The organism is Rhodococcus sp. NPDC057135, assembly GCF_042670865.1.
Classification (GTDB): domain Bacteria; phylum Actinomycetota; class Actinomycetes; order Mycobacteriales; family Mycobacteriaceae; genus Rhodococcus_F.
In genome coordinates this window covers 305,626-326,590 of record NZ_JBHUUU010000005.1, presented here as the reverse complement: position 1 = coordinate 326,590, position 20,965 = coordinate 305,626, and the positions used below count along the sequence as shown (strand labels likewise).

16 protein-coding genes are annotated in these 20,965 nt (G+C 62.7%); 3 read left to right on the top strand and 13 right to left on the bottom strand.

The genetic code is table 11. The features are described 5' to 3' along the window. Positions 1 to 8: 8 nt before the first annotated feature. Positions 9 to 767, top strand: a complete 759-nt coding sequence (locus ACFT1A_RS12350; RefSeq protein ID WP_378447190.1) for an acyl-[acyl-carrier-protein] thioesterase — start codon at positions 9 to 11, stop codon at positions 765 to 767. Here ACFT1A_RS12350 and ACFT1A_RS12345 read toward each other — a convergent pair. Then, entirely contained in the window at positions 764 to 964 is a 201-nt protein-coding gene (locus ACFT1A_RS12345; RefSeq protein ID WP_003941897.1) for a hypothetical protein, read from the bottom strand. The two genes, ACFT1A_RS12350 and ACFT1A_RS12345, sit on opposite strands and share 4 nt — an antisense overlap. 73 nt (positions 965 to 1,037) lie before the next feature. On the opposite strand from ACFT1A_RS12345, the gene ACFT1A_RS12340 reads away from it, so the two are divergent. Then, on the top strand, positions 1,038 to 1,535 hold the full coding sequence (locus ACFT1A_RS12340) for a histidine phosphatase family protein (protein WP_007728426.1): 498 nt from the start codon (positions 1,038 to 1,040) through the stop codon (positions 1,533 to 1,535). On the opposite strand, the gene ACFT1A_RS12335 is transcribed toward ACFT1A_RS12340, so the two are convergent. Further along, on the bottom strand, positions 1,532 to 2,539 hold the full coding sequence (locus ACFT1A_RS12335) for an LLM class flavin-dependent oxidoreductase (RefSeq protein WP_378447189.1): 1,008 nt from the start codon (positions 2,537 to 2,539) through the stop codon (positions 1,532 to 1,534). The genes ACFT1A_RS12340 and ACFT1A_RS12335 overlap by 4 nt on opposite strands. A gap of 88 nt (positions 2,540 to 2,627) precedes the next feature. Here ACFT1A_RS12335 and ACFT1A_RS12330 point away from each other — a divergent pair, with 88 nt between their 5' ends. Next, positions 2,628 to 3,014 carry a glyoxalase superfamily protein gene (locus ACFT1A_RS12330; protein WP_003942070.1) on the top strand — a complete coding sequence of 129 codons (387 nt, stop codon included), beginning with the start codon at positions 2,628 to 2,630 and terminating at the stop codon, positions 3,012 to 3,014. A gap of 68 nt (positions 3,015 to 3,082) precedes the next feature. Here ACFT1A_RS12330 and ACFT1A_RS12325 read toward each other — a convergent pair whose 3' ends face one another. The 11 genes from ACFT1A_RS12325 to ACFT1A_RS12275 form a co-directional block, all read right to left on the bottom strand. Further along, complete coding sequence (locus ACFT1A_RS12325; RefSeq protein ID WP_378447188.1) at positions 3,083 to 7,039, bottom strand: DNA-directed RNA polymerase subunit beta'; 3,957 nt, start codon at positions 7,037 to 7,039, stop codon at positions 3,083 to 3,085. 118 nt (positions 7,040 to 7,157) lie between these two features. Further along, a complete protein-coding gene (rpoB, locus tag ACFT1A_RS12320) occupies positions 7,158 to 10,664 on the bottom strand; it encodes a DNA-directed RNA polymerase subunit beta (protein WP_378447187.1) in 3,507 nt (1,168 codons plus the stop codon). Between the two features lie 450 nt (positions 10,665 to 11,114). Further along, complete coding sequence (locus tag ACFT1A_RS12315; protein ID WP_378447186.1) at positions 11,115 to 12,029, bottom strand: hypothetical protein; 915 nt, start codon at positions 12,027 to 12,029, stop codon at positions 11,115 to 11,117. 45 nt (positions 12,030 to 12,074) lie between these two features. After that, positions 12,075 to 12,803: a hypothetical protein gene (locus ACFT1A_RS12310; RefSeq protein WP_308251467.1), complete on the bottom strand. Its 729-nt coding sequence runs from the start codon at positions 12,801 to 12,803 to the stop codon at positions 12,075 to 12,077. Positions 12,804 to 12,902: 99 nt separating this feature from the next. Then, the gene (locus ACFT1A_RS12305; RefSeq protein WP_378447185.1) at positions 12,903 to 14,150 is read right to left on the bottom strand and encodes an MCE family protein; all 1,248 of its coding nucleotides are present in this window, start codon (positions 14,148 to 14,150) and stop codon (positions 12,903 to 12,905) included. Then, entirely contained in the window at positions 14,147 to 15,424 is a 1,278-nt protein-coding gene (locus ACFT1A_RS12300; protein ID WP_378447184.1) for an MCE family protein, read from the bottom strand. Before ACFT1A_RS12300 ends, ACFT1A_RS12305 begins: the two co-directional genes overlap by 4 nt. Next, entirely contained in the window at positions 15,421 to 16,674 is a 1,254-nt protein-coding gene (locus ACFT1A_RS12295) for an MCE family protein (protein WP_378447183.1), read from the bottom strand. The genes ACFT1A_RS12300 and ACFT1A_RS12295 overlap by 4 nt, the downstream gene beginning before the upstream one ends. After that, on the bottom strand, positions 16,674 to 17,669 hold the full coding sequence (locus ACFT1A_RS12290; protein WP_230812152.1) for an MCE family protein: 996 nt from the start codon (positions 17,667 to 17,669) through the stop codon (positions 16,674 to 16,676). The genes ACFT1A_RS12295 and ACFT1A_RS12290 overlap by 1 nt, the downstream gene beginning before the upstream one ends. Continuing rightward, the gene (locus tag ACFT1A_RS12285) at positions 17,666 to 18,745 is read right to left on the bottom strand and encodes an MCE family protein (protein ID WP_378447182.1); all 1,080 of its coding nucleotides are present in this window, start codon (positions 18,743 to 18,745) and stop codon (positions 17,666 to 17,668) included. Before ACFT1A_RS12285 ends, ACFT1A_RS12290 begins: the two co-directional genes overlap by 4 nt. Further along, a complete protein-coding gene (locus ACFT1A_RS12280; protein WP_378447181.1) occupies positions 18,742 to 20,103 on the bottom strand; it encodes an MCE family protein in 1,362 nt (453 codons plus the stop codon). The genes ACFT1A_RS12285 and ACFT1A_RS12280 overlap by 4 nt, the downstream gene beginning before the upstream one ends. Further along, positions 20,100 to 20,960, bottom strand: a complete 861-nt coding sequence (locus tag ACFT1A_RS12275; RefSeq protein ID WP_230812149.1) for an ABC transporter permease — start codon at positions 20,958 to 20,960, stop codon at positions 20,100 to 20,102. Before ACFT1A_RS12275 ends, ACFT1A_RS12280 begins: the two co-directional genes overlap by 4 nt. Between the last annotated feature and the right edge of the window lie 5 nt (positions 20,961 to 20,965).

The following is a 20,965-nucleotide window of genomic DNA, read 5'->3' as shown; positions in this document are numbered from 1 at the left end:
AATCTCACGTGAACCCAGATCTCACGCTCGCGCAGCAGCCAGACAGAGGACCGATCTTCGTCAAGTCCCGCCCGGTACGCACCGGCGACATCGACGTCGCCAAGCAGGTCAGGCTCGACGCCGTCGCCCGCTACCTGCAGGACATCGGCAACGACAACATCGAGGCCGCGGGGGCCATCGACACACACCCGCTCTGGATAGTGCGTCGCACCGTCGTCGACGTCGTCCGGCCGGCAATCTGGCCGGAAGAGTTGACCATGACTCGCTGGTGCTCAGGCTTCTCCACGAGATGGGCGAACATGCGCGTGCGCTTCGACGGCAGCAACGGCGCGCTGATGGAAACCGAAGGCTTCTGGATCAACATCAGCGCCGAGTCGGGCATGCCCACCCGGATGAGTGACGACTTCATGCGGCCGTTGGAAGAATCCACCGACGAGCATCGCCTGAAGTGGAAGCGTGTCCTCGCCGAGAACGCAGCGGAGGTGGACGACGCCGGTGTTCTCGACACGCCGTTCGCTCTGCGCGCCACCGACATCGACCCGTTCGACCACGTCAACAACGCCGTCTACTGGCAAGCGGTCGAAGAGGTCCTCAGCGCTCGCACAGAACTGCGTACCGTTCCGCATCGAGCGCTGATCGAGTACCTCTCCCCCATCGTCTCCAGCGACGACGTCGTCCTGCGCAGTCGCGTCGACGACAAGACCGTCACGGTCTGGTTCCTGGTGGGCGAAGCGCTCCGCGCAGTTGCGCAGGTGAGCGCCCTCTAACGCAGTTTCTGGGTCGCGACTGCCGCGACGCCGAAAACCAACGCGAGAAGAATCGCGGCCCAGAATCCGAAGAGCCACCACACCACGCCGAAGACCACCACTGCCGGGGCAACGGTGATGAACGCGATGGTGGGGCTTTCGCGTACCACCTCGAGTGCGGTTCGGGCATTAGTTCGATCGAGCTTCTTACCGGCCATCGAAAACCTCCTTCAAGGTCCTGACCATCCAGAGTAACCGGACTGACGGGCATAAAGCGGATACCGTGAACGCATGGCCGACCACCGCACCCTCGTCCTCATGCGACACGGCAAGTCCAGCTACCCAGAGGGCATCCGAGATCACGAGCGTCCACTCGCCGAACGGGGCCTGCGCGAGGCCCGCATCGGCGGCGAATGGATCCGCGAGAACGTCCCGCCCGTCGACGCCGTTCTGTGCTCCACCTCCCGGCGGACCGTCGAAACTCTTGCCTCGACGGGTATCGAGGCGCCCGCCGGATTCGAGAAGTCCATCTACGGCGGCTCACCCGCCGACGTGATCGCAGCTGCGCGCACCACGTCGGACCACGTCAAAACACTCCTGATCGTCGGACACGAACCCGGGATCCCGTGGACTGCACTCGATCTGGCGTCGAACGAAAACTCGGAAGCGGCCCAACGTATCCGGGACAAGTTCCCGACTTCGGCGATCGCGGTCCTCTCGGTACCGGTGCCGTGGACCGAACTCGACGACTCCGTCGCGACGCTGCTCGAGTTTCACGTACCCCGCTAGATCACCTCACGCAGCAGTCGGTCCGAAAGTGCAAGCGCGTCACGGTCGTACGTCGACGTGGACGCCAGCAATTCGTCGGCACCGGTTCGCTCGGCCAGATCGTGAAGCTGCTGCTTCACCTCGACGGGCGTCCCGTGCAGCGCCGACGCCGTGAACGACTCGATGCGCCTGGCGTTTCGATCACTGCGCGGGGTGCGCCTGATCTCGTCCGGCGACGCGAGCGGCGGAAACTCCCCTGTACGTGACGATTCTGCGAGCGCGTACGCCTCCGGGATCAGCAACTCTCGTGCCGCCTCGGTGGTATCGGCAACCGCCACCTCGAGGGAAACCACCACATAGGGTTCGGGGTGCGTGTCGGTGGGCCGGAAAGCTCGGCGGTACTCATCCAACGCATCCACCCGATCGGTGCTACCGATTCCCAGTATCGGCCCACCCACGACCACCGGAAGCCCTAGCTGCGCTGCCACTTTCAGACCTGTGCGCGTCGCCAGCACGAAGATCGGCACCCCGGTCTGCGACGCCGGCCGTGCCGTCACTGCGGCGGATCCGTCCAGGTAACGCCTCACCTCGTCCAGGTCCGACGCAAACGTGTCCGGCGCGTCCTTGCTGCGTCGTAGTGCCTGACGAACAGGCTCCGTGAATCCCAGCGATCGGCCGAGACCGAGATCGATTCGCCCGGGATACAGCGCCTCCAACATCAGGAACTGCTCGGCGACGATCAGCGGTTGGTGATTCGGCAGCATGACCCCACCGCTCCCGAGCCTGATATCTCGCGTATGTGCGCCGATCGCGGCGAGCAGTACTGCCGGCGACCCGCTCCCGATCCCCGGCACCGCGTGATGCTCGGCGACCCAGAACCGGTGGTAGCCGAGAGCGTCGGCGTCGGTGGCACGTTCGAGCGAATGCGTCAGCGCTGCGGAGTCGGGGTATCCGCTCCTGGTTCGGGATCGGTCGAGAAGTGAGAGAAGCACTCTCGGAGCAACAAGCAATTCGGAAAGTTTCATCCGGGTGCCGAACGAGGACCGTTTCTGACCGCAATACCCGTCACACTGGACCTGTCGCCGGAATTCACCATCACATGAAGGGCACGTCATGGACATCAAGCTCGAACTGGTCGCCATTCCCGTCACCGACATCGACCGCGCCAAGGACTTCTACGTCCGTCTCGGCTTCAATGCCGACCACGATCACACGGTCAGCGAGGACCTGCGGTTCGTCCAGTTGACCCCACCCGGTTCTGCCTGCTCGATCTGTATCGGCAAGGGAATCACCGACGCCGAGCCCGGTTCCGTCGTCGGCATGCAGGTAGTGGTCAAAGACATCGAAGAGGCCGAGCGCGAGTTCAAGAGCCGCGGCATCGACATCAGCCCGATCGACGACCAGGCCTGGGGACGGTTCATCTACTTCGCCGACCCCGACGGCAACAAGTGGGCCGTCCAGGAGATCGTCATCCCGGACCTCAGCGGCAGCAACTCCTGAAAACCGCACCTCCGAAACGAAGAAATCCCCCGCCTGATTCAGGCGGGGGATTTCTCACGACCTAGCGCTTAGCGGTAGTCGTTGCTGAAGCCGTAGTCGTCCAGCGGAACTGCAGCACCGGTGTTCTGGCCGAAGCCGTCCGGGCTGTAGTACTGGTCGTCGTACGACGGCACTGCGTAAGCAGCGGCGCGTGCCTCTTCGGTGGGCTGAACCTGAATGTTGCGGTAACGGTTGATACCGGTACCGGCAGGGATCAGCTTGCCGATGATGACATTTTCCTTCAGACCGATCAGCTTGTCCGAGCGGCAGTTGATAGCCGCGTCGGTCAAGACACGAGTGGTCTCCTGGAACGATGCCGCGGACAGCCACGAATCCGTCGCGAGCGACGCCTTCGTGATACCCATGAGCACCGGACGGCCGGCTGCGGGCTCGCCACCCTCGGCGACAACGCGGCGGTTTGCCGACTCGAACTCGGCGCGCTCGGTGAGCGAACCGGGCAGGAACTCGGTGGCACCGGAATCGATGATCGTCACGCGACGAAGCATCTGGCGCACGATGACCTCGATGTGCTTGTCGTGGATCGACACACCCTGGCTCCGGTACACCTCCTGGACCTCGTTGACCAAGTGGATCTGAACCTGACGCGGACCCATGACTCGCAGGACCTCGTGGGGATCGGCAGCACCTTCCATGAGCTGCTGTCCGACCTCGACGTGGTCACCGTCAGCCAAGAGGCTTTCGCGACCGTCTGCATGCTTGAAGACGCGCAGACGCTGACGCTTGCTGAGCTTGTCGTAGACAACCTCTTCGCCGCCGTCGTCCGGAACGATGGTGATCTTGTAGAAACGATCGCCGTCTTCGAGCTGTACCCGACCGGTGACGTCCGCGATAGGAGCCTTGCCCTTGGGCACACGTGCCTCGAACAGCTCCTGGACACGCGGCAGACCGCCGGTGATGTCATCTCCTGCGACACCACCCTGGTGGAAGGTACGCATGGTCAGCTGGGTACCGGGCTCACCGATCGACTGAGCGGCGACGATACCGACAGCCTCACCGATGTCGACCAGCTTGCCGGTGGCCATCGAGCGGCCGTAGCAAGTGGCGCAAACGCCGGTGCCGGTGGTGCAGGTCAGGACCGAGCGGACCTTGACCGTCGTGATGCCGGCCTCGAGCAGAGCATCGATCGCGGGGTCACCGAGATCGTGGCCACGCTCGACGATGACGGTGCCGTTCGCGTCGACTGCATCGGCCGCCAAGGTACGGGCGTACGTGCTGGTCTCCACGTGAGCATCGCGGATCATCGTGCCGTCGGCCTGCTTCTCGGCGATCGTGGTGACGATGCCGCGCTCTGTTCCACAGTCGACCTCGCGGACGATGACGTCCTGCGAAACGTCCACCAGACGACGGGTCAGGTAACCCGAGTCGGCGGTGCGGAGTGCGGTATCGGCCAGACCCTTACGAGCACCGTGCGTGTTGATGAAGTACTCGAGAACGGTCAGGCCTTCCTTGAAGGAAGACTTGATCGGACGCGGGATGAACTCACCCTTCGGGTTTGTCACCAGACCCTTCATACCGGCGAGCGAGCGAACCTGAGTCATGTTGCCGGCTGCGCCGGACTTCACGATCATCGGGATCGGGTTGCTGTCGGGGAAGTGAGCCTCCATGGCCTTGCCGACCTTGTCGGTCGCTTCCTGCCAAATGGTGACCAGAGCGCTGTTGCGCTCCTTCTTGTCCAAAGCACCACGCTGGTACTGCTTCTCGATCTTGTCGGCCTGAGCCTCGAAGTCCTCGATGATGGCAGGCTTCTCCGGCGGCACGAGCACGTCGGAAATCGAGACCGTGACACCCGAACGGGTGGCCCAGTAGAACCCGACGTCCTTGAGCTTGTCGACGGTCTGTGCAACCACGATCATCGGGTACCGCTCGGCGAGATCGTTGATGATCGTCGCCTGGCGCTTCTTCGGCATCTGCTCGTTGACGAACGGGTAGTCCGCCGGAAGCAGCTCGTTGAAGAGCACACGGCCGAGTGTCGTGGTGGCGGTCCAACCGTCACCGTAGTTCCAGCCCTCGGGGAACAGTTCGTTCTCGAGGTCGCGCGGCGGACGCTGCTGCGTCAGACGCACCTTGATCTGAGCCTGCACCGAGAGAGCGCCGCGGTCGACCGCCATCTGAGCCTCGGCGGGCGAGGAGTACACGCCCTGCTCTGCCTCGTCGTTGGTCGGAGCAATGAGCTCACCGGTGACACCCTCGTCGAGACGGGTGAGGTGGAACAGACCCGTGACCATGTCCAGACGCGGCATGGCGAGCGGGCGACCCGAAGCAGGCGAGAGGATGTTGTTCGAGGACAGCATCAGGATGCGTGCCTCGGCCTGAGCCTCTGCCGACAGCGGGAGGTGAACAGCCATCTGGTCACCGTCGAAGTCGGCGTTGAAGGCCTCACACACCAGCGGGTGGAGCTGAATGGCCTTACCCTCGACGAGCTGCGGCTCGAATGCCTGGATACCCAGACGGTGCAGCGTAGGTGCACGGTTGAGCAGCACGGGGTGCTCGGCGATGACCTCTTCGAGGACGTCCCACACCTGGACGCGCTTGCGCTCGACCATGCGCTTTGCCGACTTGATGTTCTGCGCGTGGTTCAGATCGACCAGACGCTTCATCACGAACGGCTTGAACAGCTCGAGAGCCATCAGCTTGGGCAGACCACACTGGTGCAGCTTGAGCTGAGGACCGACGACGATCACGGAACGACCCGAGTAGTCGACGCGCTTACCGAGCAGGTTCTGACGGAAACGACCCTGCTTGCCCTTGAGCAGATCGCTCAGGGACTTCAGCGGGCGGTTACCCGGTCCGGTGACCGGACGTCCACGACGACCGTTGTCGAACAGGGCGTCGACCGACTCCTGCAGCATCCGCTTCTCGTTGTTGACGATGATCTCGGGAGCACCGAGGTCGATCAATCGCTTGAGGCGGTTGTTGCGGTTGATGACGCGGCGGTACAGGTCGTTGAGGTCGGACGTCGCGAAACGTCCACCGTCGAGCTGAACCATCGGGCGAAGCTCCGGCGGGATCACCGGAACAGCGTTGAGGACCATGCCCATCGGCGAGTTGCCGTTGGTCTGGAAAGCCGCAACCACCTTGAGGCGCTTGAGAGCACGCAGCTTCTTCTGGCCCTTGCCGCTGCGGATGGTCTCGCGAAGAGACTCTGCCTCGGCGTCGAGGTCGAAGTTCTGCATCAGGATCTGGATGGACTCTGCGCCCATCGCACCCGTGAAGTACTCGCCGTAACGGTCGACCAGCTCGCGGTACAGCAGCTCGTCGATGATGAGCTGCTTGACGCTCAGCTTGGTGAAGGTGGTCCAGATCTCGTCGAGACGATCCAGCTCACGCTGCGCGCGGTCACGGAGCTGACGCATTTCGCGCTCGCCGCCGTCCTTGACCTTGCGGCGGACATCGGACTTCGCGCCCTCTGCCTCGAGCTCCGCGATGTCGGCTTCGAGCTTCTGCGCACGTGCCTCGAGATCGGCGTCGCGCTGATCTGCGACGGTCTTCTTCTCGACCTGCATCTCGGCTTCGAGGGTGGACAGCTCGTTGTGACGGAGCTCCTCGTCGACGCCGACGATGACGTAGGCAGCGAAGTAGATGATCTTTTCGAGATCCTTCGGAGCCAGGTCGAGCAGGTAACCGAGACGGCTCGGAACACCCTTGAAGTACCAGATGTGCGTGACCGGTGCGGCCAGTTCGATGTGACCCATACGCTCACGACGAACCTTGGCGCGAGTGACCTCGACGCCACAGCGCTCACAGATGATGCCCTTGAAGCGGACACGCTTGTACTTACCGCAGTAGCACTCCCAGTCCCGGGTGGGGCCGAAGATCTTCTCGCAGAAGAGGCCGTCCTTCTCGGGCTTGAGCGTGCGGTAGTTGATGGTCTCCGGCTTCTTGACCTCGCCGTAGGACCAATTGCGGATGTCCTCTGCACTGGCCAAGCCAATGCGGAGTTCATCGAAGAAGTTGACGTCGAGCACGTAACTTCCTTTCCCCGTTGGGGTTACGGTTGCCGGTCACCCGGCAACCTGACTGCCAATTCAAATGTGAACTACGCCCCCGGGCCGCTCTTTCGAAGAGCAACCCGGGGACCGAAACCTAGTTCGCGAGGTCGTCGACCGTCGCAGCTTCGTTCCTGGACAGGTTGATGCCCAGGTTCGCTGCGGCCCGCTCCAAGTCCTCGTCGTCGCCGTCCGCCATCGTGATGGCCGCGCCGTCCGAGGACAGCACCTCCACGTTGAGGCAGAGCGACTGGAGCTCCTTGAGGAGCACCTTGAACGACTCGGGGATGCCGGGTTCGGGGATGTTCTCGCCCTTGACGATGGCTTCGTACACCTTGACTCGACCGACCACGTCGTCCGACTTGATGGTCAGCAGTTCCTGCAGCGTGTAAGCCGCGCCGTAGGCCTGCATCGCCCAGCACTCCATCTCACCGAAGCGCTGGCCACCGAACTGGGCCTTACCACCGAGAGGCTGCTGCGTGATCATCGAGTACGGACCGGTCGAACGAGCGTGGATCTTGTCGTCGACCAAGTGGTGCAGCTTGATGATGTACATGTAACCGACCGAGACCGGGTACGGGAACGGCTCGCCGGAGCGGCCGTCGAACAAGGTGGCCTTTCCGTCGGGTCCGACCATCTGCTCGCCGTCACGGTTCGGCAGCGTCGCGCCGAGGAGACCGGTGAGCTCGTCTTCCTTCGCACCGTCGAACACCGGGGTGGCGATGTTCGAGTCGGCCGGAGCGGACAGCATCTCTTCCGGCAGGGTCGCAGCCCAGTCGGGACGAGAGCCGTCGGACGCGATCTGAACGTTCCAGCCGGTCTTGCCGATCCACCCGAGGTGGGTCTCCAAGACCTGACCGATGTTCATACGACGCGGGACGCCGTGCGTGTTCAAGATGATGTCGACAGGCGTGCCGTCCGAGAGGAACGGCATGTCTTCCTGCGGCAGGATCTTGCCGATGACGCCCTTGTTACCGTGGCGGCCGGCGAGCTTGTCGCCGTCCTGGATCTTGCGCTTCTGTGCCACGTAGACGCGGACCAGCTCGTTGACACCGGGAGGCAGATCGTCGTCTTCGTCACGCGAGAACACGCGGATTCCGATGACCTTGCCGGTCTCACCGTGAGGAACCTTGAGGGACGTGTCACGAACCTCGCGAGCCTTCTCACCGAAGATGGCGCGAAGGAGGCGCTCTTCGGGGGTCAGCTCGGTCTCGCCCTTCGGCGTGACCTTTCCGACCAGCACGTCGCCGTCACGAACCTCGGCACCGATACGGATGATGCCGCGCTCGTCGAGGTCGGCGAGGACCTCGTCGGAGACGTTCGGGATGTCGCGAGTGATTTCCTCGGCACCGAGCTTGGTGTCGCGGGCATCGATCTCGTGCTCCTCGATGTGAATCGAGGTCAGGACGTCCTCTTCCACGAGACGCTGCGACAGAATGATCGCGTCCTCGTAGTTGTGGCCTTCCCACGGCATGATCGCGACGAGCAAGTTCTTGCCCAGCGCCATCTCACCGTTCTCGGTGCAAGGGCCGTCGGCCAGAACCTGGCCGGCCTCGACACGCTGTCCCTCGTCCACGATCGGACGCTGGTTGGCGCACGTGCCCTGGTTGGAACGCGCGAACTTGCGCATCCGGTACGTCTTGCGGCTTCCGTCGTCAGCCATCACCGTGACGTAGTCCGCGGAGATCTCCTCCACGACACCGGTCTTCTCGGTGATGATGACGTCGCCGGCATCCACAGCTGCACGCAGCTCCATGCCGGTACCGACGAGAGGCGCCTCGCTGCGAACCAGCGGGACAGCCTGACGCTGCATGTTCGCGCCCATCAGGGCACGGTTTGCATCGTCGTGCTCGAGGAACGGAATCATCGCGGTAGCGACGGACACCATCTGACGCGGCGAAACGTCCATGTAGTCGATATCGGAGGACGCGACGAACTCGACCTCGCCACCCTTACGGCGGACGAGAATCTTCGAGTCGGTGAAGCGACCCTCACGGTCGATGGCCGAGTTGGCCTGCGCGACCACGTGGCGGTCTTCTTCGTCGGCGGTCAGGTAGTCGACGTCATCGGTCACCTGTCCGTCGACGACGCGACGGTACGGGGTCTCGATGAAACCGAACGGGTTGACGCGTGCGTAGACCGACAGCGAACCGATCAGGCCGATGTTCGGGCCTTCCGGGGTCTCGATCGGGCACATGCGGCCGTAGTGCGACGGGTGAACGTCGCGAACCTCGAGGCCGGCGCGCTCACGGGACAGACCACCCGGGCCGAGGGCGGACAGACGACGCTTGTGCGTCAGCCCCGACAGCGGGTTGTTCTGATCCATGAACTGCGACAGCTGGGAGGTTCCGAAGAACTCCCTGATCGCAGCGACGACGGGACGGATGTTGATCAGCGTCTGAGGCGTGATTGCCTCGACGTCCTGCGTGGTCATGCGCTCACGAACCACGCGCTCCATGCGGGACAGGCCCACGCGGATCTGGTTCTGGATGAGCTCGCCGACCGTACGCAGACGACGGTTGCCGAAGTGGTCGATGTCGTCGACCTCGACGGGAACCTCGACGCCGCCCGGAGCCGTCATCGAGGTGTCACCTGCGTGCAGACGCACGAGGTACTCGACGGTGGCGACGATGTCTTCTTCGGTGAGCGTGGATGCAACGATCGGCTGACCCGCGTTCAGGCCGAGCTTCTTGTTGATCTTGTAACGACCCACGCGAGCGAGGTCGTAGCGCTTGTCCTTGAAGAACAGGTTCTCCAGCAGAGTCTGCGCGCTCTCCTTGGTGGGGGGCTCGCCCGGACGCAGCTTGCGGTAGATGTCGAGCAACGCCTCATCGGTGCCGGCGGTGTTGTCCTTCTCCAGCGTGGCCATGAGGATCTCGGAGAAGCCGAAGCGCTCCGTGATCTGCTCGGTGGTCCAGCCGAGTGCCTTGAGCAGGACGGTGACAGGCTGACGACGCTTGCGATCGATGCGGACACCAACGGTGTCGCGCTTGTCGACGTCGAACTCGAGCCATGCGCCGCGACCCGGGATCACCTTGACGCTGTGCAGATCCTTCTCGGTGCTCTTGTCGACGCTCATGTCGAAGTACACACCGGGGGAACGCACGAGCTGCGAGACGACCACTCGCTCGGTGCCGTTGATGATGAAGGTGCCCTTGTCGGTCATCATCGGGAAATCTCCCATGAAGACCGTCTGGCTCTTGATCTCACCAGTGTTGTTGTTGATGAACTCCGCGGTGACGAACAACGGCGCCGCGTAGGTCATGTCCTTGTCTTTGCACTCGTCCGTCGAGGCCTTGACCTCGTCGAATCGAGGGTCGGAGAAGGACAGCGACATAGTGCCGTTGAAATCCTCGATCGGAGAAAGCTCCGCGAGGATGTCCTCGAGACCACCGGACACTGCATTGTCGCCGAGTGCAGCTGCTCGTTCGCGCCAACTCTGCGCGCCGATCAGCCACTCGAACGAATCTGTCTGTACGTCAAGAAGCCCGGGAACTTCGAGGGGTTCGCGAACTTTCGCGAACGAAACCCTCTTCGGGGCTCCGGGGATTCCGGAAACTGCCTTGGTCTGGCTAGAGACTGCCAAGATGCGTCCTTCCAGCACCTCACGCGGGCCGCTCCGTGCTGTTGCGACCGCCGCTGTATCTGCTTCGAATTTCGCTGGTTACAACCCGAACGAAACCCGTCGCAGAAAGCAAGAAGTACTTGACTTCGCAGCGGTTGAGACGAGGGGTGGACAGGAGGCAGCCAGCGCAACGTCCAAAAGTACACCCTTACTCAGGAAATGTCGAGTCGGGTGTAACTGAGGGTCTGATTCAGATACTGACGTGAGACTGCCGATCACTCGTCCGTGCATGTTCACCGATCAGAGTGGACCTTGCGGACCGCCCCGTCAAGGGCGAGAGCGCGTGTCGCAGCATTCGAACATTGGCCACCTGCATTCGAACACTGCCACCGGAAGTGTAGCGAGCAACGGCGTCACACACGAAAAATCTGGACCGACATCGTGCGTCGGTCCAGATCTTCGCGCTGGTACGCAGGTGCTACTGGTGTTCTACTGGTCGCGAATCTCCGAGATCAGCCAGTTTCCGTCCTGCTTCTCCAGGCTCACGATGACCATCCCGGAGCGAGAGTCTGCCGCCACGCCGTTCTGCGTCGAACTGACGTTCAGTTGGGCGAGCAACTGCGCCCGGTCCTTCTCGAGTCGCGTGATCCCGATCAGCGGGACATCAGCGGTCGTTGCCGTCTGCGTTTGTTCGACGCCGGCCTTCTGCGTGTCCTTGTACTGCGTCAGTTGGTCACGCATCGACTGATTCAGGCCCTGGACGCCCTTGTCGAAATCGGCGTCGAACGTGTCGGGTGAGAACGTGAAGACTGCGGCCAACGCCGACGGCGTCACGCGAAGAACCTCAGCCGTCGCGCCCTCGTCCACCCAGGCGATGTCGTCCGTCTTCGCGCCGACTTTGAAGAAGGCGACGCCCGCGAGGATCGCGACGATCACCGCTGCTGCCCCCAGGATCGCGACCAGGCGCCAGCCGGCCTTGGATGGTGGGGAGGTTGTCGCCGACTCCCCCGCGTCCGTCTCCGGGGCAGCGGGAGCCTTCGACTCCTCGGTAGCGGCCTTCGGTTCGGCAGCGACGGTCTTCGCAGGCTTCGTGAGATCCGGGCCTGGTGTGGATTCCGGGGCGTCGGATGCAGGCTTCGCAGGCTCGGCACTGGAGGCTTGCGCCTTCGCGAGGTTCGGCTTCGCAGCTTTCTGTGTCGCTGCTTCGGGAGTCACTGCTTCCGGAGTCACTGCTTCCGGGGTCGCTGCTTCCGGGGTCGTTGCTTCCGGCTGCTCGCTCGTGGGCTCGACCGGATCCGAATCGGACGTCCCCGCGGGGACGTTGAGCGAGCGAGCGCTTCCCGCGATCTTCGGCCGACGGTTCTGTGGGGAGGACGGTCCGCCGGTACGACGTTTGGGTGGCATTACGCGCTTCTCCTTCGAGGGATGTCGGTGTGCAGGTTCGAAGAACTACTGGCCACCGGAATCACCGCCCTCGGTTGTCGGTGCAGGAGCACTGGATGCGGGTGCCTCGGTCCCCGAGCCGGGGGCGGGCGTCGCATCAGGTGCCGGCGTGGAGCCGTCGGCGGCCGGCAGAGTGCCGGAGCCGAGGTCGACCCGCGATCCGACCGGATCGGCCGACTGCGCCTTCCAGACCCCGTCGACCTCGACCATTCCGAGCCGCATCCCGAGCTGGTTCTTGACGAACTGGTTGCCCTGCGTCGTGGTCACTCGAACGACGACCAGAGCCGTGGCGGTCCGATCATCAGTGTTGAGTTCGGTCAGAGCGGACTGCACAACCTCGGTGTCAGCCTTCGAGCCGGAGTTACGCAATTCGTCGGTGATCGAATCCTGAACGGTCTGCAGATACGTCGTCATCTCGTCACCGGTCACCGAGGAACGCATGTTCTCGATCGACTGGTCGAGATTGGCCGAGTCCGCGTTGTTGAGATTGATCGCGACTTGCTGCGCACCGATCAGCGCGTCGTCACGCATCTCGGCGGTGGTGCGGTCGGTGGTCAGCGCCCGAACGTACGGGACGCCGAACACACCGAGCGCAACCACTGCCGCCAGAAGCAAGACACCGACCGCAATCAGAGACGCTGTCAGTCCCTTCGGTTTGCCGGTCGTCGGCGTTCCCGCTTCGACTTGCTCGGGCCCGCCGGACTGCGGGGAACTGTTTCTCTGAATCACACTCACTACCCTACTTACCTGTTTTGCCCAGCCTCTGGCCGCGAATCGTCAACTGCCACAACTCAGTAGCCTGAACTGCACAAACTCGATCACATTCGGATCGGTCTACTTCGGTGTCACTCCGAGCATCGGCGCCAACTGCGTCGCGATCGGGTTGAGGTTCAACTTGTCCGGATCGACCTTCGGCTTGAAGTCCCAAGGCTGGATCGTGTCGGGATCGGCGTAAACCACGCGGTTGGCACTGCGAACACCCGTCTCGCTGCCCAACGGCACCTCACACGACGCCGCGGTGTTGAGCGGGAAGTCCTGCTGGGTGTCGTCGAAGTTGGGGTTCTGACGCTTCATCTCGTCCAGGATCGCCATCGTGCCTTCGTAACCCACCGTGCACGAGAGCGGATTATTGGTCTCGAGCACCAAGCCCTGATGGACCGTTCCGTCGCCCGGAGCAACCGTCGGTGCGGCAGCGGCCAGGCCAGGAAGGAAGATCAGGAACGGCTGCAGCGCGATCGTTCGCGGCGCAAGCGTCTTGGTAGTGGCCGCCAGATTTGTCAGGTCGGTCGTCAGGCTCGGACCGCCCTCGTTGATGAGGGCACCGATCTGATCGCTGGCCGGAATGCCGTTGTCGATCAAACGTCGGATGTCCGGGTCGCTGGTACGCAACTGCGCCGTGACAGCGTCGAGATCGGTACTGAACTGCTTGATCGCGGAGGACTGATCCGACTGCGTCGTCAGTACCGTCTCGCTGTTGCGAATCAGCGCGAGTGTCTGAGGCAGAGTGTCGAGACCGGACTGCGAGAGACCGGACAACGAATCGGCCAGGACCTGAATGTCCTCACCCTTGCCGTTGAACGCGGCACCGAGTTCGACGGCGACGGTGTGGAGAGCGTCGACCGGCACGGACTTGACCAAGCCGTTTGCACTGGTCAACACATCCTCGATCGGGATCGGAGTTGTGGTGTCCCCCACCGCAATCACCGACCCGTCCTCGAGGAAAGGTCCCTGATCGGTATCGGGCTGAAGGTCGACGTACTGCTCACCGATGGCGGAGCGGTTAGCCACGACGGCACGGGCCGACGAGGGAATCTCCGGAGCACTGTTGTCGATCTTCAGGTCGACCTGAATTCCGTCCTCGGTCAACGACATGTCGCCCACTCGGCCGACCGGAACGCCGCGGTACGTCACTTCGGCGTTGGTGAAAATTCCACCGGACGTGGCCAATTCGGTCTTGACCGTGTACTGCCCGAACCCCATGAGGTTGTCCAGACGCACGTACTTGGCACCGACGTAGATGAGACCCAGAAGCGCGACCAAGACAAAGCCGACGAGCTGCCATTTGACCAGAGCTGATCTCACTGTCCATCACCACCGATTCCGAACTGTTCCAGCATTCCCTGGATGGGGTTGAGCGGATCCGCCGCCGGAGCGGGGGTTGCCGGGTCACCGGCCGTTGTCGCGGGAAGACCAGCGACGACGGGGATCTGCGGCAGGATCGGAGCGATCGGCAGCAGTGACACCGTCGGCCAACCCGGCCGCGGACCGTTGCCGTTGTAGTACGGGTTGGACGGATCGACCACCGGCTTGGGATTGCCGAACTTCGGCTGACGGTATTCCGGTTCACCCTGTCCGACACCAAGACCCGAGAGAGTATTGCCGATCTGCAGGTCGACGCTCAGGAAGAGGTTCACGGAACCACCCTGCGCGATCTTCTCGACACCGTCCGGGAACGGGAAGGTCGGGAGGAAAGGAAGTGCCCCGACGAAGTCGTCACCGGAGTCCGCAAGCGCCTGCAGCGTCGGACGAAGGGCCTGAAGATCAGCGATCAGATCGTCTTTGGACTGCGTGAGAACGTCGGTTCCCACTGTTCCGAGTCGATCCACCTGAGCGAGCATCTGCGTCAACTGCGGACGCTGCTCGTTGAGAACCTGTGTCGCAACGGGCAGTTCCTCGAGAATCTTGCCGATCTTCTCGTTCTGATCGTTGACTCGACTCGACAGCACGTCGAGTCCGTCGAGCGCGCGGGTGATGTCGTCACGCTGCTCGTTGAGTCCACCGATGAGAGTGTTCGCCTGCTCCAGCAGACTCCTCGTCTTGCCTTCGCGGCCGTCGAACGCGGCCCCGAGTTCTTCGACGATGGGCTGCAACTGGCCGACACCGCCGCCGTTGAGGAGCAGCGACAACGCACCGAGAACCTGCTCGATTTCGGTGGCGTGCCGGGTGCGATCGAGCGGAATCAGATCGCCGTCGGCCAGCTTCGCAGAGTCCGGTCCTGACGGCGGGGCTGACAGTTGGATGAACTTCTCGCCGAGCAGGTTCGTCTGCTCGACCGCGGCAATTGCATTGGCGGGCAGATCAACCGACGAGTCGAGGATGATACCGACATCTGCTGTCCATCCGTCCGGTCCGACCGACACGTCGTCGACGCGACCGACAGGAACGCCGTCGACCTTCACGGCAGACTGCGGAACAAGGTCCAGGACATCGTCGAACTGAATGGTCAAGTGCATCGGATCCGAGCCCACATCAGGACCGCCGGGAAGCGGGACCGCGTAGATACCCTCGGACGAGCAGGCGGTTGCCGAGATCAGGACAGCGCACAATCCGGCGCCGACTATCAATGAACGCTTCACTCGCCCTCCCCGTTTCCACTGGTCAGTCGCGGTGACACGACGCCGGGCACAGTGCCCGGAACTACCTGCATCTGCCGATCGGAACCGGCAAGGATGCCGAAGGGAAGGTTCAGGCCTGCAGCCTGATTGGCTGCGTCGGTCATCGCTGCGACATTTGCACATTGGTCGATGGCCGGCTGCATCTGCCGTCCCAACGCCTCGAACCGCGGATCACCGGGCAACAGTTTGCCGAGGTCCATCAACTTGCAGAGCACTCCGGCCGGGTTCTGAAGATCAGGGAACGCCAGACGTGAAGCCAGCACACCTGATTCGGCGTCGTAGGAGTTGACAAGGTTGGAGATCGCCAACGGAAGCATGGTGAGCGTATTAGCCAGGGCTTCCTTGTTGTTCGCCAATGTCTGTGTCGGTTCGACAAGACCCTCGGTTGTCTGGACCAGTTGATCGCGGTTGTCGGCCACGAACTTCGCGACGTCGCCGAGTGCGATCGACAGCTGGTTCAGGGCGGCACCGAGATCGTCGCGTTCACCTGCCAAGAATCCGGTCAGGTCCGACAACTGAGTGTTGAACTGACGCACCTGCTGATCGTTGGCCGCGAGCGCACCCACGAACGTATCGAGGTTCTTGATGGTGAGCGAGATGTTGTCACGCGAATCGTTGAGCGTCCGTGCGGCATCCGAGAGGTTGGTGATGCTGTCCCCCAACGCTTCACCGTTACCTTCGAGGTTGGCCGCGCCGGTCTCGACGAAATCGGACAGCGCACCGTTCTTGTTGGCACCTTCGGGACCGAGTGCCGACGCGAGTTCGTCGATGCTGGAGTACAACTGGTCGACCTCGACGGGCGTCGCCGTCTTCTCGAGCGGAATGACTGCACCGCTGGCCATCTTGTCGCCGCCGGTGAAGACCGGAGTCAACTGGATGTAACGGTCGGCAACCACCGAAGGAGTGATCTGTGCGGCGCTGGCGCCGGCGGGGATGTCGATCCCACGATCGACACGCAACTCGACCTTGACCTGATCTCCCTGAGGTTCGACGGATTCGACGGTGCCGACCTTGACACCGAGAACACGAACGTCGGAGCCGTCGTAGATACCCACCGACTTGTCGAAGTAGGCGGTGATCTTGGTCGTTCCAGCGCGAGTGAACACCCACCACAGCGCGCCACCGATGACGAGTAGCCCGATCAGAACAGCGGCGATGATCGCGACCGAGCGCTTCTTGGAGCCGCTTCCGGCTTCGGCAGTGTCAGCCATCAGTTGCCTCCCAACGTACGAACGGGGTCACGGTAGCCCGGAATATCCGGCAGACCCGGCGGAAGGAGGTTCACGACGACCTGGTCGAACCAGCGACCGTTGCCGACCACGTTGGCGTACAGCCGAATGAAGGGTTCGTAGAGCTTCAGTGCCTTGTCCAAGTTCTCGTTGTTGGCCTTCAAGATGTCGATGACGCCGTTGAGCTGCGTCAACGCCGGCCCGATTGCCGCCTCGTTGTCACGAACGAGACCGGTGAGCTGCTGCGAGACTCGCTGCGTTCCGGTAAGGAGCTGCGAAATCGCTTGCTGGCGATTGTTGAGCTCCTGCACCAGAAGTCCGCCGTCTCGGATGAGCTGCGTGAATTCCTTGTTGCGATCAGCAAGGATCTGTGACGTCTTCCCGGTCGCGTCGAAGAGCTTCTGCAAGTCCTGATCGCGGCTCGCGATCGTCTGGGACAACCGGCTGACACCGTCGAGCGAGGCTCGCACGTCGCCAGGTGTCTCGGAGAAGGCTTGGGACAACGTCTCCATGCTCTTCGCCAACTGGTCGGTGTCGATGTCGCCGACTGTGTCCGCCGCGGCCGAGAAAGCCTGAACGACGTCATACGGAGACGTGGTGCGCTCGAGCGGAATCCGGTCCTTGGGATCGAGATTGTCGGTTCCGCGCGGATCGAGTGCGAGGTACTTCTGCCCCAGAATCGTCTTGATCTGGATGGACGCCGAAGTTTGATCGCCGACCCACGCGTCGCTGACCTTGAAATCGACTAGTACGCGATCTCCGTCGAGATCGACGGAGGTGACCTTTCCGACCTTCACTCCGGCGATACGAACCTCGTTGCCGGGCTTGAGCCCGGCGGCTTCGGAGAACTCCGCGGAGTAGGACGAACCTGCCCCCACGAACGGAAGCGAATCGAGGAAGAAGGCTGACAACGTGGCCAACAGCACCACGAAAATACCGATGGCTCCGGCCATTGCCGGACTGCGACGTTTACTCATCGACCTTGCAACTCCCTCATACCGTCTTGAGTGCATCGCGTGGCCGCGTTGGTGTAGATCGGCTGGTTGACCGTCGGCAGGCCGGTGGGCAGATTCAGCGACGCAGACTGTCCGGGACCGGCGACGATGTCGATTCCACACAGGTAGAACTGGAACCAGGAACCGTAACTCGCGACGCGAGCGAGCTTGTCGAGCTTGACCGGCAAGGTCTCGAGGACCGCATTCACGTCGTCACTACGACGGTTGAGTGTGGTCGCCAACGTGTTGAGTGCCGTAATCGAGCCCTGGATCGACGGCCGCGTCGGCTCGAGCAGATCGGCCGTCGCGTCGGTCAGGCCGGCGAGTGAGGTGACGGCCGAACCGACCACACCACGCTCGTTGGCCAACCCGGTGACCAGTTGCTGGGTGTTCACGATCAGCGAATCGAGGTTCTTGTCATTCGCGTTGACGGTGTCGAGAACGTCGTTGAGGTTCTTGATCACCGCGCCGATGACAGCGTCCTTGTCGGCAACGGTGTTGGTCAGGCTCGCGGTGTTGCGTACGAGCTCACTGATAGTTCCCGACTCACCCTGGAAGACCTGGATGATCTGGTACGACAGCTTGTTCACGTCGTCTGCGCTCAGGGTGGTGAACAACGGCTTGAACCCGTTGAAAAGCGTCGTGAGATTGACCGCCGGACGCGTCTGCGCCAACGGCAAGGTGTCGCCGCCGGTGATCTTCTTGCCCTGGCTACCTTCGCCTTGTGAAAGGGAGATGTACCGCTGCCCCACCAGGTTGCGGAACCGGATCGTGGCGATGGAACTCGCCGGCAACCAATCACGGTCGGACACCGAGAACTGCACCTCGGCCTGGTTGTCGTTGACGATGGCGATCTTCTCGACCTGCCCGACACGAACTCCGGCAATGCGTACCTCGTCGCCCTCGTTCAACGAGGTGACGTCGGAGAAGACGGCGTTGAACTTGGTGCCTCCACCGCCGCCGAGGTTGGCGATACTGGCCGCCAGCAATCCTGTCGCCAGGACGGTGACCACCACGAAGATGATGAGCTTTGTCAGCGGAGCTGCGAGTCCTCTCATTGGACGCTCACCTCCGCACCGGCGAATGCCGGAGCACTGACCATTGTGGTCCACGCCGGAACGTCGTCCGGCGCAACACCGTTGGCCTGTCCGTAGATCACCTTCAACGTATCCTCTTCGAGTCGCGAGCCCGCGTAGCCGGCCTGCTGTGCAGGACCACTGTTGTTGGTCGAGAAGAGCTGCGGTCCGGAGCCCTCGGGCGCGGGCAGGAATTCCATGGTCGCGGGTCCTGGGTTGCGGGACGGCACCTGGTAGGAACCGTCACCGTACGACCCGCCGGGGTACTGCGGGAACGGGCGACCGGGCTCGGTGACGTTGTCGTAGCAAACCGGGCCGCGGTTGTCGACGAGCCGGGGCTCGTCCTGATTGGGCAGGTAGCGGCCCTTGGGGTTCACGATCTGAATACTCGCACGCACACCGGGATTGGGCGCGTCTGTGGAGAGAATCTTGGCCGCTTCCGGAGCAGTGTCCGAGAAGCCCTTGAACGTGCACCCGAACGTCGGCGAGTATTGCGCCAACAGCTGGAGCGCTTCGGTCGAATCCGCAGCGAGCGTGATGATCGAGGACGAGTTCGTCTCGAGGAATGCTGCTGTGTTCGACGAGGTCGCCGTGAGCGACGCCAGCAGTGTCCGCAACTGATCCTGCTTCTGCACCACCGTGTTACCCGTGGTCCGCAGATTGTCGAGAGCGTTGATCAGGTCGGGCGCAGCGTCCGAGTACGTCTGGGAGAAGTCTGCGAACTTGCGCAGATCCTCTTGCACGGCAGGTAGTTCGGTGTTGACGCCGCGGAAGATCTCTTCGAGACGATCGACGGTCAAACCGAGCTCGGCGCCGCGTCCCGTCAGGCCCTGAGCGAGGGACCCGAGAGTGTTCGCCAGATCCTGCGGCGGAATGGCCTGCAGGAGTGGGAGCAGCCCGTCCAGAACGTCACCGACCTCGACAGCGTTGCCGCTCTTGTCCTGGTGGATCACCGTTCCCGCGGAAATCGGGGTCGCGGTGGTTCCCTCCGGAATGATCAGGGAGACGTATCGCTCACCGAAAAGCGTCTTCGGAAGCAGACGCGCCGTGACGTTGGACGGAATCAGATCAGCCTTGTCCGGTTCGATCGCGAGGACCGACGTGACCTGGCCGTCTTTCGTCGACGCGGATCGCACCTCGCCCACCAGCAGCCCACGGACCTTGACGTCCGCGTTGGGCGGCAAAGCATTTCCGACGGTGTCGGTCACGAGGTCGATCTTCACGACGTCCTTGAACGTCTTGTTGAAAGTTCCGATGGTGAAGGCCAGGAACAAGGCCAACACCACGAAGAACACGAGTCCGAGCACACGGCGGCGCAGGACTGACGGAGCCTCGATCATCCGGCCACCCTCACTGTCGTCGTGGTGCCCCAGATTGCGAGGCTGAGGAAGAAGTCGAGAACGGCGATCGTCACGATGGCGGCGCGAACAGCGCGGCCGACGGCCACGCCCACGCCTGCGGGACCACCCGAGGCGTGGAAACCGTAGTAGCAGTGGATCAGGATCAGCACGAAGGCGAAGACCAGGACTTTCGCAAACGAGTACAGCACGTCCTGCGGTGGCAGGAACAGGTTGAAGTAGTGGTCGTACGAGCCCGTCGACTGCCCGTTGAACACCGTACTGATCACTCTCGAGGCGAGGTACGCCGCAAGCAGACCCACGATGTACAGCGGGATGACGGCGACGAAGCCGGCGATCATGCGCGTCGTGACCAGGAAGGGCACCGAAGGCACCGCCATGACCTCGAGTGCGTCGATCTCCTCGGAGATTCGCATGGCGCCCAGCTGAGCGGTGAATCCACAACCCACCGTGGCCGAGAGCGCAAGGGCGGCAACGATCGGAGCGATCTCACGGGTGTTGACGTAGGCGGAGAGGAAGCCGGTCAGAACCGAGCTACCCAACTGCTCGAGGGCGGCGAAGCCCTGCAAACCCACGACGACACCGGTGAATCCCGACATCATCGCGATGACGCCGATCGTTCCGCCGATGACTGCGAGCGCACCACTACCGAACGTCACTTCGGCGAGCAGTCGAAGCGTCTCCTTCCGGTACCGGTGCAGGGTGCGCGGAGTCCACGCGATTGCGCGCGCGTAGAACGACATCTGCTCGCCCGCGCGGTCCAACGCGTTCAATGGAATCTTGGCAACTTTGCGGCTCTTCAGCAGGAACTGATCGCCGCGGCCTCGTGCGATGGTCATTTAGG